11 protein-coding genes are annotated in these 15,214 nt (G+C 71.4%); 4 read left to right on the top strand and 7 right to left on the bottom strand.

The genetic code is table 11. From position 1 onward, the window contains the following. Nucleotides 1-190 precede the first annotated feature (190 nt). Nucleotides 191-1,300 carry an NAD(P)H-dependent flavin oxidoreductase gene (locus ACIRR8_RS19285; RefSeq protein WP_404065975.1) on the top strand — a complete coding sequence of 370 codons (1,110 nt, stop codon included), beginning with the start codon at nt 191-193 and terminating at the stop codon, nt 1,298-1,300. Continuing rightward, on the top strand, nt 1,297-2,847 hold the full coding sequence (locus tag ACIRR8_RS19280; protein WP_404065972.1) for an acyl-CoA synthetase: 1,551 nt from the start codon (nt 1,297-1,299) through the stop codon (nt 2,845-2,847). Before ACIRR8_RS19285 ends, ACIRR8_RS19280 begins: the two co-directional genes overlap by 4 nt. 73 nt (nt 2,848-2,920) lie before the next feature. Here ACIRR8_RS19280 and ACIRR8_RS19275 read toward each other — a convergent pair whose 3' ends face one another. Continuing rightward, the gene (locus ACIRR8_RS19275) at nt 2,921-5,344 is read right to left on the bottom strand and encodes a penicillin acylase family protein (protein ID WP_404065969.1); all 2,424 of its coding nucleotides are present in this window, start codon (nt 5,342-5,344) and stop codon (nt 2,921-2,923) included. Nucleotides 5,345-5,550: 206 nt separating this feature from the next. Between ACIRR8_RS19275 and ACIRR8_RS19270 the strand changes: the two genes are divergently transcribed. Further along, on the top strand, nt 5,551-7,050 hold the full coding sequence (locus tag ACIRR8_RS19270) for an acyl-CoA synthetase (RefSeq protein WP_404065967.1): 1,500 nt from the start codon (nt 5,551-5,553) through the stop codon (nt 7,048-7,050). Between the two features lie 103 nt (nt 7,051-7,153). Here the strand turns inward: ACIRR8_RS19270 and ACIRR8_RS19265 are convergent, their stop codons facing one another. Beyond that, nucleotides 7,154-9,016 carry a glycosyl hydrolase family 18 protein gene (locus tag ACIRR8_RS19265; RefSeq protein WP_404065965.1) on the bottom strand — a complete coding sequence of 621 codons (1,863 nt, stop codon included), beginning with the start codon at nt 9,014-9,016 and terminating at the stop codon, nt 7,154-7,156. Between the two features lie 242 nt (nt 9,017-9,258). On the opposite strand from ACIRR8_RS19265, the gene ACIRR8_RS19260 reads away from it, so the two are divergent. Then, nucleotides 9,259-10,278 (top strand): endonuclease/exonuclease/phosphatase family protein, encoded by a 1,020-nt coding sequence (locus tag ACIRR8_RS19260; protein ID WP_404065963.1) that lies wholly within the window; start codon nt 9,259-9,261, stop codon nt 10,276-10,278. Nucleotides 10,279-10,320: 42 nt separating this feature from the next. On the opposite strand, the gene ACIRR8_RS19255 is transcribed toward ACIRR8_RS19260, so the two are convergent. The 5 genes from ACIRR8_RS19255 to paaK all read right to left on the bottom strand — a co-directional run bounded on the left by ACIRR8_RS19255 (nt 10,321) and on the right by paaK (nt 15,160). Then, nucleotides 10,321-11,025, bottom strand: coding sequence for a GPR1/FUN34/YaaH family transporter (locus ACIRR8_RS19255; protein ID WP_404065960.1), 705 nt, complete (start codon nt 11,023-11,025; stop codon nt 10,321-10,323). Between the two features lie 140 nt (nt 11,026-11,165). Further along, a complete protein-coding gene (locus ACIRR8_RS19250) occupies nt 11,166-11,918 on the bottom strand; it encodes an amino acid ABC transporter ATP-binding protein (RefSeq protein WP_404065957.1) in 753 nt (250 codons plus the stop codon). Further along, nucleotides 11,915-12,793, bottom strand: a complete 879-nt coding sequence (locus ACIRR8_RS19245; protein WP_404065955.1) for an amino acid ABC transporter permease — start codon at nt 12,791-12,793, stop codon at nt 11,915-11,917. The genes ACIRR8_RS19250 and ACIRR8_RS19245 overlap by 4 nt, the downstream gene beginning before the upstream one ends. Beyond that, nucleotides 12,790-13,683 (bottom strand): ABC transporter substrate-binding protein, encoded by an 894-nt coding sequence (locus ACIRR8_RS19240; protein ID WP_404065952.1) that lies wholly within the window; start codon nt 13,681-13,683, stop codon nt 12,790-12,792. The genes ACIRR8_RS19245 and ACIRR8_RS19240 overlap by 4 nt, the downstream gene beginning before the upstream one ends. Nucleotides 13,684-13,864: 181 nt before the next feature. After that, complete coding sequence (gene paaK / locus ACIRR8_RS19235) at nt 13,865-15,160, bottom strand: phenylacetate--CoA ligase PaaK (RefSeq protein WP_404065949.1); 1,296 nt, start codon at nt 15,158-15,160, stop codon at nt 13,865-13,867. Nucleotides 15,161-15,214 lie beyond the last annotated feature (54 nt).

The raw sequence follows: 15,214 nt of genomic DNA, 5'->3' as shown, positions 1-15,214 counted from the left end.
GGGCCGATCCCCGTACGACCGCTCCGGCGCGAAAGTAACTTCCGAGATTTCGCCGAGCAGTGAAAGTTCCTGCCGCCGCAGAGGTTACTGTCGCCTCCGCCGTCCCGTACGCCTCCGGGCCCGCAAAGAATCTGACACTGCATCAGAAAATCTCTTCCCTCGGCCGAACGGCTGCGGCATCCTGCCGCCCATGGAGACGGAGCTGAGCAGAGAACTGGGCATCGAGCACGCCATCTTCGGCTTCACGCCGTTCCCCGCCGTCGCGGCGGCCATCAGCAGAGCCGGCGGCTTCGGTGTGCTCGGCGCGGTCCGCTACACCGACCCGCGCGAGCTGGCCCGCGACCTGGACCGGCTGGACAAGCTGGCGGACGGCAGGCCGTACGGACTCGATGTCGTCATGCCGGCCAAGAAGGTCGAAGGTGTCACAGAGGCGGACGTCGAGGCGATGATCCCAGACGCGCACCGGAGCTTCGTCCAGGACCTGCTGATCCGCCACGGCGTCCCGGAACTCCCCGAAGGCGAGGCGAGCGGCTGGCGGATCACCGGCTGGATGGAGGAGGTCGCCCGGGGCCAGCTCGACGTGGCCTTCGATTACCCCGTCAAGCTCCTCGCCAACGCCCTCGGCTCCCCGCCCGCCGACGTCATCGACCGCGCCCACAGCCACGGCGTCCTCGTCGCCGCCCTCGCCGGAAGCGCCGAACACGCCCGCCGCCACGCGGCGGCCGGCATCGACGTCGTCGTGGCGCAGGGCTACGAGGCGGGCGGCCACACCGGCGAGATCGGCTCCATGGTGCTCGTCCCCGAGGTCGTCGAAGCCGTCGCCCCGCTGCCCGTACTGGCCGCCGGAGGCATCGGCAGCGGCGAACAGGCCGCCGCCGGACTCGCCCTCGGTGCTCAGGGCGTCTGGCTCGGCTCCCTCTGGCTCACCACGGAGGAGGCCGACCTCCACTCCGATGCCCTCACCCGCAAGCTCCTCGCCGCAGGATCCGGCGACACCGTCCGCTCCCGCGCCCTCACCGGGAAGCCCGCACGCCAGCTCCGTACCGCGTGGACCGACGCCTGGGACGACCCGGCCGGCCCCGGCACCCTGCCCATGCCGCTCCAGGGCCTGCTGGTCGCCGACGCCGTCTCCCGGATCCAGAAGTACGAGGTCGGCGAGTTGCTCGGCACGCCCGTCGGCCAGATCGTCGGCCGGATGGAGACCGTACGCACGGTGCGGGCGGTCGTCGACGACCTGACGCGCGGCTTCGAACGGGCCGTCACCCGCATCAACCGCATCGCCGGAAGGAGCGCCACATGAACCAGCCGCCCAACGGCTTCTGGGCCCAGGCCGCCGCCGACCCCGACCGCACCGTCCTCGTCGCGCCCGACGGCGAGGAGTGGAGCGCGGGCCGGCTGCACGCCGACGTCAACCGCATGGTCCACGGACTGCGCGCGGCCGGGATGAGCGAAGGCGACGCGTTCGCCGTCGTCCTGCCCAACGGCACCGCGCTCCTCACCGCCCACCTCGCCGCCTCCCAGGCCGGCTTCTACCTGGTCCCGGTCAACCACCACCTCGTCGGCCCCGAGATCGCCTGGATCGTCGCCGACTCCGGCGCCCGCGTCCTCATCACCCACGAACGCTTCGCCGCCGCCGCGACGGCCGCCGCCGACGAGGCCGGTCTCCCGGAGAGCCACCGCTACGCCGTCGGCACGGTCCCCGGCTGCCGCCCGTACGCCGAGCTGCTCGACGGCCACCCCGCCACCCCGCCCGAGGGCCGCACGCTCGGCTGGGTCATGAACTACACCTCGGGCACCACCGGCCGCCCGCGCGGCATCCGCCGACCGCTGCCCGGCAAGCTCCCGGAGGAGACGTACCTCGGCGGCTTCCTCGGCATCTTCGGCATCCGGCCGTTCGACGACAACGTCCACCTGGTCTGCTCGCCGCTCTACCACACAGCAGTGCTCCAATTCGCGAGCGCCGCTCTCCACATAGGACACCCGCTCGTCCTCATGGACGGCTGGTCGCCCGAGGAGATGCTCCGCCTCATCGACACCCACCGCTGCACGCACACGCACATGGTCCCCACCCAGTTCCACCGACTCCTCGCGCTGCCCGACGAGATCAGGACCCGTTACGACGTCTCCTCCATGCGGCACGCCATCCACGGGGCCGCGCCCTGCCCCGACCATGTGAAACGCGCCATGATCGACTGGTGGGGGAGCTGCGTCGAGGAGTACTACGCGGCCAGCGAGGGCGGCGGCGCGTTCGCCACGGCCGAGGAGTGGCTGAAGAAGCCCGGGACTGTCGGCAAGGCCTGGCCGATCAGCGAACTCGCCGTCTTCGACGACGAGGGAAACCGGCTGCCGGCCGGTCAACTCGGCACGGTCTACATGAAGATGAGCACCGGTGGCTTCAGCTACCACAAGGACGAGACCAAGACCCGGAAGAACCGCATCGGCGACTTCTTCACCGTCGGCGACCTCGGTGTGCTGGACGCGGACGGCTATCTCTTCCTCCGCGACCGGAAGATCGACATGATCATCGCCGGTGGCGTGAACATCTACCCGGCCGAGATCGAGTCCGCCCTGCTCACCCACCCCGCCGTCGCGGACGCCGCCGCCTTCGGCATCCCGCACGCCGACCGGGGCGAGGAGGTCAAGGCGGTCGTCGAACCGGCCGAAGGGTACGAGGCCGGTGACGCGCTCGCCGCCGAGATCCTCGCGCACTGCGAGGAACGGCTCGCCGGCTACAAACGGCCGCGCTCCCTCGACTTCATCGCCGCCATGCCCCGTGACCCCAACGGCAAGCTCTACAAGCGGCGGCTGCGCGAACCGTACTGGCAGGGCCACGAACGGCCCTTGTAGCGGGTCTGTGAGAGAACGGCCCCGGTAAGCGGGGTCGGTGAGAGGAAAACCCCTCACCGACCCCGCCGGTCGGCTACCGCCGCTCATGCACGCGCACCACCTTCAGCTGCGGCGAGCGCGCGATGTCCTTCTCGCAGAACCGGGACGTCACCCACCGCTCACCGGAGAACAGCCGCGTCTGGTCGCTGTAGTGCGGCGAGTTCGGGTTCGACGACTGGGAGTACGTGAGCAGCGTCCGGGCCACCGGGCACCGGCCGGCGTTCCAGCCGACCGCCTGGATGTAGCTGGAACCGGCCGACACCTCCGTGTAGCCGCCCGCCGCCGGGTTCCACACCGGCTCGATCTTGTTCCAGATGCCGAGCGACTCCGTGCCGCCGCCGACCGGGACGCGCTTCCCGTTCCGTACGACGAACTGGTGCGTGCCCAGCGGTGCGTCCAGCGCGATGCCCGACGCCCGCAGCTCCGTCACCGTGTCGGCCAGAGCCCCGGACAGGCCGGGCGCGGTGGTGTCGATGCCGCGCGGCGTACGTACCGGATCGGCCGGGTCGAACGGCACCTTCCACAGCGCGGCCGCGGGCACCGAGGAAGCCGCCTTGCGCCAGAACCGGTCGAAGAGCAGCGCGCCCCGGCTGCCGCTGTCGACCGTCCGGTCCCACCGTCGCAGCACCGGGCAGGCCGCCGACACATCGACCGCCGTACCGTCGCCGCCGACAGCGGTCCCGCCCGGCAGCGCCGCGCACCACCGTGCCACGTCGGCCGCGACCAGATCGCCGGTCGGCGCCCGGTTCGCGAACTGCTGGCGCTCCAGGTCGCCGACGCGCAGCCGCCCGCGCTCCGCCATCGCCGCGACATCCTCGATCGCGCCCCGGGTCCGGATGGAGCGCTGCGTGGCGACCGTGCCGAAGACCCGCTCGTAGCCGGTCAGCGGCCGGTCGGCGTTGGTGAGCCAGGCGCTGTCGTTGGAGTTCTCGACGTACGGGGCGCCTCTGAGCGTCGGCATCCGGCCCGGCCCGAAGATCCCGGGCTGTACCGCGTCCCGGTCGCGGCCGAGCGCGCACGCCGACGTCGAGCCGTCCAGCACCGCGAGACCGGCCGACGGATAGGTGGCCCGGCCCAGCGGCGTCGAGCAGCGGGCCGCCAGCTCGTCCGTGATCCTCGGCAGCACCTGCGACTGCGAGAAGAAGGAGTTCCCCGACCGGTCGGCGGCGATCGTGTTCACCCACGGCAGCCCCTGCGAGCGGCGGAGCGACCGCTCGATCCCGGCGGTGGAGCGGGCCTTGCTGAAGCCGAGCGCGGTGTCGGCGGCGCGCAGATTCGCGGCGTTCGGGTCGTTGAGCGCGTAGGCGGTGGTCGCCGTCCAGGGCAGCGGCAGCGCCGCACCGAACGCGGTGACGACCGGGCCGTACCGGGTCCACCACTGGCTCCGCGTCACCGGCGCCCCGCCCTTCACCGGCACGGTGACCGTACGCCGCGTCATCCGCTCCGGCACCCCGTCCACCAGATAGACCGTGGGATCGGACGGATCCAGCGCCAGCTGGTGCAGGTTCAGCGGCACGCCGGTCGCCACGGTGTGGCTCCAGGCCACGTCCGCGTTGTGGCCGATCGAGATGGTCGTCGAGCCGAGGAGCGAGCCGCCCGCCACGTTCAGCTCGCCGGGGATGGTCTGCTGCGACTGCCAGAAGCGGCGGCCGCCGTCCCACGGGTAGTGCGGGTTGCCGAGGAGCAGGCCGCGCCCGTTCGCCGTGGTCGAGCCCCGGAAGGCGACCGCGTTGGAGCCCATGTCCGCGTGTCCGGTCGACAGCAGGCGCTCGGCGGCCGCCGCCGCCTCCCGCGGCGTGACTCCGGCGGCGGGCGGTGCGACCGTCGGCGGCTGTGCGGCCGTGATGCCGTCGATGCCGCGCCCCTGGCCGCCGAGCACGGAGAGTGCGGCGCCATGGGCCGCCACGTCCAGCGCGCTCACCGGCCGCACCCAGGCGGCGCCACGGCAGGCGGGATCGGTGATGCGGGTGCGATTCTGCGCGAGCCACGCGTTGTACCCGGCGGCGAACCCGCGCATCGACTCCTTGACGTCCCGGCTCGGACCCGCCGGAGCCGGAACCTTCAGCAGCCGCTCCACCGTCCCGCTGTCCCGGACGCCCCGGAAGAACAGATCGCTGGAGAGGTTCTTGGTCGCAGAGGAGAGCGAGCCGCCCGGCGCCGCGTCCGGCCCGAAGTACTTCGACCGCTCGCCGCGCACGGTCGCGAACCCGTCGGCCAGCGTGCACACCTGGTCGGCGGCCTGCGCCCAGCCGGTGCCGAAGCCCAGGTTCGCGTAGTCCTTCGCCACGATGTGCGGAATGCCGTACTCCGTGTACCGGATGGTGGCGGAGAGCCCGCCGCCGGACAGGCGCCGGGCCTCAGTTCCTGGCGAGGCGACGGCCGGTGGCAGCGACGCCGCCACGGTGAACAGGGCTAGGGACGAGACCGCGAACAGTCTCAGACGGTTACGGAAGGTCAAGGGTGTTCCTCCCAACAAGGCGGGTGGCCGAGGAGGTTGCCCGAACCGCCGGGCAGCCACGCGCCACTCAGCCAGGGCACTCGTCCCTCTGTCAACCGTCTGGTCGGTATCCAGCCGCTCCGACGCCCCCGATCGTTTCCCGGCACCGCCCGGAACTCCCCGACGGCCCCTTGACCCGCCGCGTCCGGCCGCACAGGATCACGCCCATGACCGGTGTACGCAGCAGTACCGTCGACGGCGTCCTCACCCGCAGCGCCCGCCGCACCCCGGAACGGATCGCCGTGCGGTACGGCGACCGGGCCTGGAGCTACGGCGCCCTGGACGCGGCGGTCTCCACCGCGGCGGCCGTCCTGACGGCCGAACACGCGCTGCACCCCGGCGACCGGGTGGCCTCGTACGCGCACAACTCCGACGCCTACCTGATCGCCTTCCTCGCCTGCGCCCGGGCCGGCCTCGTCCACGTGCCCGTCAACCAGAACCTGACCGGCGACGACCTGGCGTACCTCCTGGACCAGTCCGGCTCCGCCCTCGTCCTCACCGACCCGGACCTGGCGGACCGCGTCCCGGCCGGCCGTCCCGTACGTGCCCTGCGGGACGCCCCCGGCTCGCTCCTCGACGTCCTGGACACCGCGAGGCCCTTCACCCCGGAGCGCGCGCCCGGCTCCGGCGACCTGGTGCAGCTGCTCTACACCTCCGGGACCACCGCCCTCCCCAAGGGCGCGATGATGACGCACGGGGCCCTGGTCCACGAGTACGTCAGTGCCATCACCGCGCTCGATCTGGCGGCGAGCGACCGGCCCGTGCACTCGTTGCCGCTCTACCACTCGGCGCAGACGCATGTGTTCCTGCTGCCGTATCTGGCGGTCGGCGCGGAGAACATCATCCTGGACGCGCCGGACGCCGGCCGGATCTTCGACCTGGTCGAAGCGGGCCTGGCCGACAGCCTGTTCGCCCCGCCCACCGTCTGGATCGGCCTCGCGGGCCACCCGGACTTCGCCGCCCGCGACCTCTCCGCGCTCCGCAAGGCGTACTACGGGGCGTCGGTCATGCCCGTACCCGTCCTGGAACGGCTCCGGGCCCGCCTGCCGCACCTGGCCTTCTACAACTGCTTCGGCCAGAGCGAGATCGGCCCGCTCGCCACCGTCCTCGGCCCCGACGAGCACGAGGGCCGGATGGAGTCCTGCGGCCGGCCCGTCCTCTTCGTGGAGGCCCGCGTGGTCGACGAGGAGGGCCGCGAGGTCCCGGACGGAACGCCGGGCGAGGTGGTCTACCGCTCACCTCAGCTCTGCACCGGCTACTGGGACAAGCCCGAGGAGACGGCCGACGCCTTCCGCGACGGCTGGTTCCGCTCCGGCGACCTCGCGATCCGCGACGCCGAGGGCTATTTCACCGTGGTCGACCGGGTGAAGGACGTCATCAACTCCGGCGGCGTCCTGGTCGCCTCCCGCCAGGTGGAGGACGCCCTCTACACCCATCCCGCCGTCGCCGAGACAGCCGTCATCGGTCTGCCCGACGAACGCTGGGTCGAGGCCGTCACCGCCGTCGTGGTCCTGCGCGAGGAGGCGAGCGACACCGAACTCATCGACCACGCCCGCGAGAAGCTGGCCCACTTCAAGGCGCCGAAGCGGGTCGTCTTCGTGGACGAACTCCCGCGCAACGCCAGCGGGAAGATCCTGAAGCGGGAGTTGCGGGACCGGCTGGTCTGACGGACCGCGCCCGCCGGTCCTCGGAACAGACGCCGAGCCCGCCCTCCCCACGTACGGGGGAGGGCGGGCTCGGCGTCGTACCGGTGCCTACTTCAGGCCGTGCCTACTTCAGACCGTTGCTGATCGCGGTCACGAGTTCGCCGTTGGCGGTGTCGCCGTTGAACTCCCAGAAGAACGCGCCACCCAGGCCCTGGCTCTTCGCCCAGGCCATCTTGGTGCCGACGGTCGCCGGGGTGTCGTAGCTCCACCAGTTGTTGCCGCAGTGGGCGTACGCCGTGCCGCCGACGGTGCCGGTGGCCGGGCAGGTGGTCTTCAGGACCTTGTAGTACTGGTTGCCGGGCTCGATGCCGGCCGCCGGGCCGGTGGCGGTGCCACCGGGGGCGGACTGGGTGACTCCGGTCCAGCCGCGGCCGTAGAAGCCGATGCCGAGCAGCAGCTTGGAGGCCGGGACGCCCTTGGCCCGCAGCTTGGCGATCGCGTCCGCCGAGTTGAAGCCCTGAGCCGGAATGCCGGGGTACGAGGTCAGCGGGGAGTGCGGGGCCGTCGGACCCTGCGCGGCCCAACTGCCGAAGTAGTCGTACGTCATCACGTCGTACCAGTCGATGTACTGCGCGGCGCCGCCGTAGTCGGCCGCGTCCAGCTTGCCGCCGTTGGAGCCGTCCGCGGTGATGGCCGCGGTGAGCAGGTTGTTCGGGCCGAACTTGGCGCGCATGGCCTGCATCATGTTCTTGATCGACGCCGGGCCGCTGCTGTCACAGGTCAGACCACAGGCGTTCGGGTACTCCCAGTCCAGGTCGATGCCGTCGAAGACATCGGCCCAGCGCGGGTCCTCGACCAGGTCGTAGCAGGACTGCGCGAACGCGGTCGGGTTCTGGACGGCCTGGCCGAAGCCGCCGGACCAGGTCCAGCCGCCGAACGACCACAGGATCTTGATGTGCGGGTACTGCGCCTTCAGCTTGCGGAGCTGGTTGAAGTGGCCGCGCAGCGGCTGGTCCCAGACGTCGGCCTTGCCGTCGACGGAGTTGGCGGCGGTGTAGGACTTCTCGTAGTCCTCGTACGCGTCGCCGATGGTGCACTTGCCGTTCTGCACGTTGCCGAACGCGTAGTTGATGTGCGTGATCTTCTCGGCGGAGCCGGAGGTCACGAGGTTCTTCACCGTGTAGGAGCCCCAGTTGGTGAAGTAGCCCAGGTTGATCTTGCCGCCGCCGGGGTTCTCGCCGCCACCGCCGCCGGTGGTGCGGACCGTGGTGGCGGCCGAGGCCGGGCCGGTCTGGTCGGCGGTGTCGCGGGCGACCACGGTGTAGCTGTAGTCGGTGCCGGCGGTCAGGCCGGTGTTGGTCCAGCTGGTGCCGGTGACCGTGGCGACGGTGGCGCCGTTGCGCTTGACGTCGTAGTTCTTGATGCCCTTGTCGTCCGTGGCGGCCGCCCAGGACAGCTTCACCGAGGTGTTGGTGATGTCGCTCGCGGTGGGCTTGCCCGGGGCGGAGGGGGCGTTGTCACCGGGGACGGTGGGGCCGCCGTCGCAGGGGTTGCCGTTGAGCTTGCAGCCGGAGGGCGCGCCGGAGCCGGAGCCGTTGAACCCGAAGGAGGCGGACGCGCCGGGGGCCAGGGTGCCGTTCCAGCCGAGGCTCTTCGCCGTCCAGCGGTTCGCGGAGTTGGTGACGGTCGCGTCCCAGGCCGAGGTGACCTTGGTGTTCGCGGGGAAGTCCCACTCGACGGTCCAGGAGGTGAGCGTGGTGGTGCCGGTGTTCTTCACCGTCCACTTGCCCTCGAAACCGGAGCCCCAGTCGGAGGCCTTGGTGTAGGTGGCGGTGGCCGAGGTCGCGGCTTCCGCGGGGCTGGCGAGGCCGACCATGGCGGCCAGCGGGAGGAGCAGTGCGGTGGCGCCCGCGAGGGCTTTGGACCGCTTGTTCGGGCTGGTGCTCCGGGTGGGTCTGGCTCTGCGCCATCGTGCGTCGGTGCTCAAGGAAGGCTCCTCGGGTGAACTCCGGAGGCCATGGGGGGTCCCTGGCCTGACAACCCTGCGTGGCCTCGAGCACGTGATGTCTCTTCTCGGCACCTCTGCAGTGTTGCCGTGACCCTAAGAAGGCCTAGACCAATCGTCAAGAGGTCTGGACCAAAAGATCGTTGAGCGTCGGAAACCGGCGGCCGGCCGGTCGTCGCGCTCTCCTTCTGCGAGACTGTTCCGACCGTCGGGAGGAGCGGGACATGGCCGTCCAGTCGTCGCGTGGTCATCGGGCCCGCGCGGTCGCCGTAGCGCTGGCGTCGCTGCTGATCTGCTCAGGCGCCGGGGCGCCCGCGCACGCGGTCGTCGCGGACAATCCGGACCCGGAAACCGTCCGCCTGCTCACGTACAACGTCTGCATGAACACCAAGTGCTCCCAGGCGTACGGACTTTCCGGCACCGACGCGCGCCTCGCCCAGATCGGTGAGTGGGTCATCGGACGGGACGGCGGCACGAAGCGCCCCGATGTGCTCGCGCTCCAGGAGGCGCACTACAAGGAGGTCAGTACGGGACCGGAGGGGAACGGCGAGAAGCTGGAGCGGGCCTTCCCGGGGTATCGGATCGCCCAGAAGCAGGACCAGCGCTGGATTCTGTACAACACCGCGACCCTGACGAGGACCGACGGCGGCGTGGTCGGGGTCGGGGAGCCGCAGCCTGACACCAAGGTCTTTCCCTGGGCCCAGTTCGCGCGGAAGGGGACCGGCCACCGGGTCACGGTCGTCAACGTGCACCTGGCGCACGGTGACGGCCCCCGGCAGCGGCGGGAGGTCGACCGGCTGGCCGAGGGGATCACCCGGCAGCTCCCGCTGGGCACCCGCACCGTCCTCGCGGGCGACTTCAACTCCACCAGGAACGACGACACGGCCGGAACCCATCTGAACCAGGCCTTCGAGCGGTACACCGGCCGCCTCGCCGACGCCGTCCCGGTGGACCGCCGGACCAGCACGCTCCACCGGACGGAGTTCACCACCGCCTACAGCCCGGTCCTGGGGCCGTCGGCGGGGCCCGGCCGGGGTTACCGGAACCTCCCCATCGACCACCTCTTCCACGGCACGGGCCTGCGCTGCGTCGTCGGCGCCGGAGAGGTCTACAAGGACCGGGGAGAGCCCGCACGGGTCACCAGCCAGGCCGAGGAGGACGCCAGGTGGGCGGAGGTCCACCGCCGGCGGTCCGACCACAACGCCGTCTACGCCGAGCTGAGCTGGAGCGCGGACCGCTGCTGAGCCCGGCACAGCCGCCGGCGGGCGTCCCCCCTCCGGCGGGCCTCACAGCTGGTGGCGGACCCCGGCCTCCTGCTGGGCCTCGGTGAGCTGTTCGCGCAGGTCGCCCTCGATGGACTCGCGGGCCTTGCCGCGGCGGAAGAGGGGCAGCACGGTGCGCTGTTTGCCGTCCTCGACGAGCAGGGCGAGTCCGCCGTAGAGCGCGAAGACGCCGATGCCGAGGCCGGTCCAGCCCGCCGCGACCTGGAGCGTGTTCCCGAGGCCCGCCTCGTAGAGGCCGGTGAGGGCGAAGCGCACCGCGGTCATGGTGAGCAGGGCGGCGAACAGCGGCTTGGACTGCGCGGCCGCCCCGGCGAGCGCGAGCACGAACGGGACGAGGGCCAGGAGGAAGACGGCCTGGGCCACCACCGGCTTGCCGGGCGGCGAATCCAGGGACGTCACGCTCGTCCCCGCCCAGGCGGCACCGAGCAGCAGCAGCGCCGTGCCGGCGCCCGCGTCGCGGGCCAGGAAGGCGAAGATCCCGCCGACGAGCTGGAGCGGCACGACGAAGATGAGGACGAGGAGCAGAAGGATGCTGCTCTGCGCGGCCGGTACCCAGCCGAGCTGGAGCGAGGACAGGACAGTACTGCCCATGCCGAGGGCGAAGAAGCCCAGCGGCAGCGGGCTGGCGATCGGGCGGAGCACGATGCGCGTGACCGCGTCGGTGGTCAGCGGTTCTGAGGGGCCGTTCGGGCCGGATTCCTGGGACACCGCGCAAGCGTACGAGTCCTGGACCGGCTCCCGGGCACGGCGTCGCCTCCGATCTCACCCGCGTCCGGCCCGGCGGAGGCCGGCGCGACGTGGGGCGGAGGCCGGCGCGCCGGTGCAAGGCCCGGAGCGCCCGGCACCTCTCACAGCCGCCCCGCCTCCACGATCCGCCGCAGAAACCTCCGCGTACGCTCCTCGCGCGGCGCGCCGAACACCTCGCCCGGTGTGCCGCGTTCCAGCACCACCCCCGCGTCCAGGAAGCAGACCTGGTCGGCGACCTCGCGGGCGAAGGCCATCTCGTGGGTGGCGATCACCATCGTCATGCCCTCGTCCTTCACCTCACGGACCAGGCCCAGCACCTCGCCCACCAGCTCCGGGTCCAGGGCGGCGGTGATCTCGTCCAGGAGCAGCAGCCGGGGCCGTACCGCCAACGCCCGAACGATCGCCGCACGCTGCTGCTGGCCGCCGCTGAGCCGGTCCGGGTACTCGTCCGCCTTCGCGCCGAGCCCCAGCCGATCCAGCAGCTCGCGGGCCTGTCCCTCCGCCTCGGCGCGGGAGAGGCCGTGGACGCGCTGCGGGGCGAGCGTGATGTTCTGCAGGACGGTGAGGTGCGGGAAGAGGTTGTACGCCTGGAAGACCACGCCGATCCGCCGGCGCACCGCGTCCGGGTCCGTCCGGGGGTCGGTGATCTCCTCGCCCTCCAGCCAGATCGCCCCGTCGTCGATCTCCTCCAGGAGGTTGGCGCACCGCAGCAGGGTCGACTTCCCGGAGCCGGAGGCGCCGATCAGCGCGGTCACGGTGTGCGGGGCGACCTCCAGATCCACGTCCCGCAGGACCAGCGACGTACCGAACGACTTGCGGACCGCCTCCATCCGCAGCACGGGCGCGCTGCTCATACCAGTCCTCCCTGGGCCCGCCGCCGGTCCATCCGGGCCGTCACCCAGTCGGTGAGCCGGGTCATCGGGATGGTCAGCGCGACGAACACCAGGCCCGCCACGACGTACGGCGTGTAGTTGAAGTCCTTGCTGGCGATGATCTGCGCCGCGTACACGGCGTCGACCGCCCCGGCGATCGAGACGAGCCCGGTGTCCTTCTGGAGGGAGACCAGGTCGTTGAGGAGCGGCGGCACCACCCGGCGTACCGCCTGCGGCAGCACGACGAACCGGAGCGTCTGGCCGCTGCTGAGTCCCAGCGACCGCGCGGCGGCCCGCTGCGAGGGGTGCACGGACTCGATGCCGGCCCGGAAGACCTCCGCCACGTACGCCGAGTACGTCAGCACCAGCGCGGCGCCGCCCAGCAGCACCGGATCGTTCGTCACGCCCTCCAGGCGCAGCGCCGGCACGCCGAAGACGACCATCAACAAGCAGATGATCAGCGGCAGTCCACGGAAGAAGTCGGTGTAGGCGGTGGCCAGCGCCCGGACCGGGAAGAAGACCGGCCCGCGCAGCGTACGGGCCACGGCGAGCAGCAGGCCGAACGCCAGCACGGCGCTGCCGCACACCGCCAGCAGGCGGAGGTTCAGCCACAGGCCCTCCAGGACCTGCGGCAGGGCGACGCGTGCGTAGTGCGGGCTGAAGAACGTCTCCTGCGTACGGTCCCAGCCCGGCGAGCCCGTGATCAGCAGGAACAGCACCGTGCCCACCACCAGCGTGCTGGTCGCGGCGATCGCGGTCGCCCGCCGGGTGCGGGCCCGCCGGTGGCGCTCGCGGGCGATCCGGCGCTCGGACGGGACATAGGTGTCCTCGCCGGGCAGCGCCTTGTGCAGCGTCACTTGAGCACCGGCGCGTCGACGGCGTCGGAGAGCCACTCCTTCTCCAGGGCGGCGAGCGTGCCGTCCTTCCGCAGGGCGTCCACGGCGCCGCTCACGCAGGAGGTCAGCGTGGACTCCTTGTCCAGGACCAGGCCGAACTGCTCAGGATCATCGGCCGAGTTCTGGAACTGGCCGACGACCTTCGCCTCCGGCACCTCGGCCCCGGTGATGTAGAACGCGGTCGGCAGGTCCACCACGATGGCGTCCACCTGGCCGGTCTTGAGAGCCGACTTGGCGAAGTCGTTGCGCTGGTAGACGGCCGGCTTGGTGTCCGGCTTCACCAGGTCGTTGATGAACTCCAGGCTGGTGGTGCCCACCTGGGCGCCCAGCTTGACGTCCTTGAGATCCGCCACGCTCTTCGCTCCGGACGCCTTCGACGACGTGAGCGCGACGACCGCCTGACGGACGTCGTAGTAGCCGGACGAGAACGCCACGGCCTTCTTCCGGGACTCGCTGATGGAGACCTGGTTGATGTCGAAGTCGAACTTCTTGGCGCCGGGCGCGAACGCGCTGTTGAACGGAACGTGCTGCCAGACCACCGCATCGCGGCCGTAACCGAGCCGCTTCGCCACGGCGTACGCCACCGCCGACTCGAACCCCTTGCCGTTGGACGGCTCGTCGTCAGAGAACCAGGGCGCGTACGCGGGCTTGTCCGTGCCGACGGTCAGCTTCCCCTCGACCTCGGTGGCGAGCCCGCCCGGCGCGCACGCCTCGGTCGTCGCGCCGGCCTGACCCGAGGCCTTCGGCTTCTCCTCCGCTTGCGGCGCGCAGCCGGTCAGCGCGGCGCAGAGGACGACGGCGGAGGTGACGGCGGTGACCGTGGTGACCAGGGAACGGTTGGCGAGATGCATAGCGGGAGACTGGCAGTGCGCGGGCCTCGCTGTCGAGATTTTCGAGCAGGTGTCCGCATAGTGGGAACGGGTGTTGCGGTGATGTGAACACACCGGTCACCGGGGCTGTTCACCTCGCTGTGAATGCGCCCGGCGCCGATGCTCCTCACCTCGCCGCTCACACGCCCGTCACCAGGGCCGCTCACTCCGCGCCGGACTCCCGCAGGTCCACGATCCGCCGGATCTTGCCCACCGAGCGCTCCAGCGACTCCGGCTCCACGATCTCGACGCCCACCGACACCCCGACCCCGTCCTTCACCGCCGCCGCGATCGCGAGCGCCGCCTTCTCCCGCTCGGCCGCCGTCGCGTCCGCCCGCGCCTCCGCCCGTACCGTCAGCGCGTCCAGTCGGCCCTGCCGGGTCAGCAGGAGCTGGAAGTGCGGGGCGACGGCGGGGGTACGCAGCACGATCTCCTCGATCTGCGTCGGGAACAGGTTGACCCCGCGCAGGATCACCATGTCGTCGCTGCGTCCGGTGACCTTCTCCATCCGGCGGAACGTGCGGGCCGTTCCGGGCAGCAGCCGTGTCAGGTCGCGGGTGCGGTAGCGGATCACCGGCATCGCCTCCTTGGTGAGCGAGGTGAAGACCAGCTCGCCCTCCTCACCGTCCGGCAGCACCTCACCGGTGAACGGGTCCACGACCTCCGGATAGAAGTGGTCCTCCCAGATGTGCAGCCCGTCCTTCGTCTCCACGCACTCCTGCGCCACGCCGGGGCCCATCACCTCGGAGAGCCCGTAGATGTCGACGGCGTCGATCGCGAACCGCTGCTCGATCTCCCGCCGCATCGCCTCGGTCCACGGCTCCGCACCGAAGATCCCGACCTTGAGCGAGGTCGTGCGCGGGTCGACGCCCTGACGTTCGAACTCGTCGAGCAGGGTCAGCATGTACGACGGCGTGATCATGATGATCTCGGGCCTGAAGTCCTGGATCAGCCGCACCTGGCGCGCGGTCATCCCGCCGGACGCCGGGATCACCGTGCAGCCGAGCCGCTCGGCCCCGTAGTGCGCGCCGAGGCCACCGGTGAACAGCCCGTACCCGTACGCCACATGGACCTTGTGGCCGGGCCTTCCGCCCGCCGCGCGGATCGACCGGGCGACCACGTCCGCCCAGGTGTCCAGGTCCCGTTCGGTGTAGCCGACGACGGTCGGCCGGCCGGTCGTGCCGCTGGAGGCGTGGATGCGGCGGACCTCCCGCTCCGGCACGGCGAACATGCCGAAGGGATAGTGGTCGCGAAGGTCGGTCTTCGCCGTGAACGGGAAGCGGGAGAGGTCGGCGAGCGTACGACAGTCCTCGGGCCGCAGCCCCGCGGCGTCGAACGCCGACCGGTAGAACGGCACGTTCTCGTAGGCGTGGCGGAGCGTGGTGCGGAGCCGTTCGAGCTGGAGGACCTCCAGGTCGGTGCGGCTCAGCTGTTCCGCCGCGTCCAGCATGGCTGTCATCAGGGCCCTTCCTCTCCCGAACCGGACGACCGACCATTCGGTCGATCTTGCCGG

The organism is Streptomyces sp. NPDC101178 (assembly GCF_044767965.1).
Taxonomy (GTDB): Bacteria; Actinomycetota; Actinomycetes; order Streptomycetales; family Streptomycetaceae; genus Streptomyces.
The sequence above is the reverse complement of the archived record's forward strand: the minus strand, read 5'-3'. Positions and strand labels throughout refer to the sequence as shown.

Excerpts from the sequence above, each read along its gene's own strand:
- ACIRR8_RS19285 (WP_404065975.1), top strand. The coding sequence starts at position 191 with ATGGAGACGGAGCTGAGCAGAGAACTGGGCATCGAGCACGCCATCTTC.
- ACIRR8_RS19280 (WP_404065972.1), top strand. The coding sequence starts at position 1,297 with ATGAACCAGCCGCCCAACGGCTTCTGGGCCCAGGCCGCCGCCGACCCC.
- ACIRR8_RS19270 (WP_404065967.1), top strand. The coding sequence starts at position 5,551 with ATGACCGGTGTACGCAGCAGTACCGTCGACGGCGTCCTCACCCGCAGC.
- ACIRR8_RS19260 (WP_404065963.1), top strand. The coding sequence starts at position 9,259 with ATGGCCGTCCAGTCGTCGCGTGGTCATCGGGCCCGCGCGGTCGCCGTA.
- ACIRR8_RS19250 (WP_404065957.1), bottom strand. The coding sequence starts at position 11,918 with ATGAGCAGCGCGCCCGTGCTGCGGATGGAGGCGGTCCGCAAGTCGTTC.
- ACIRR8_RS19240 (WP_404065952.1), bottom strand. The coding sequence starts at position 13,683 with ATGCATCTCGCCAACCGTTCCCTGGTCACCACGGTCACCGCCGTCACC.
- paaK (WP_404065949.1), bottom strand. The coding sequence starts at position 15,160 with ATGACAGCCATGCTGGACGCGGCGGAACAGCTGAGCCGCACCGACCTG.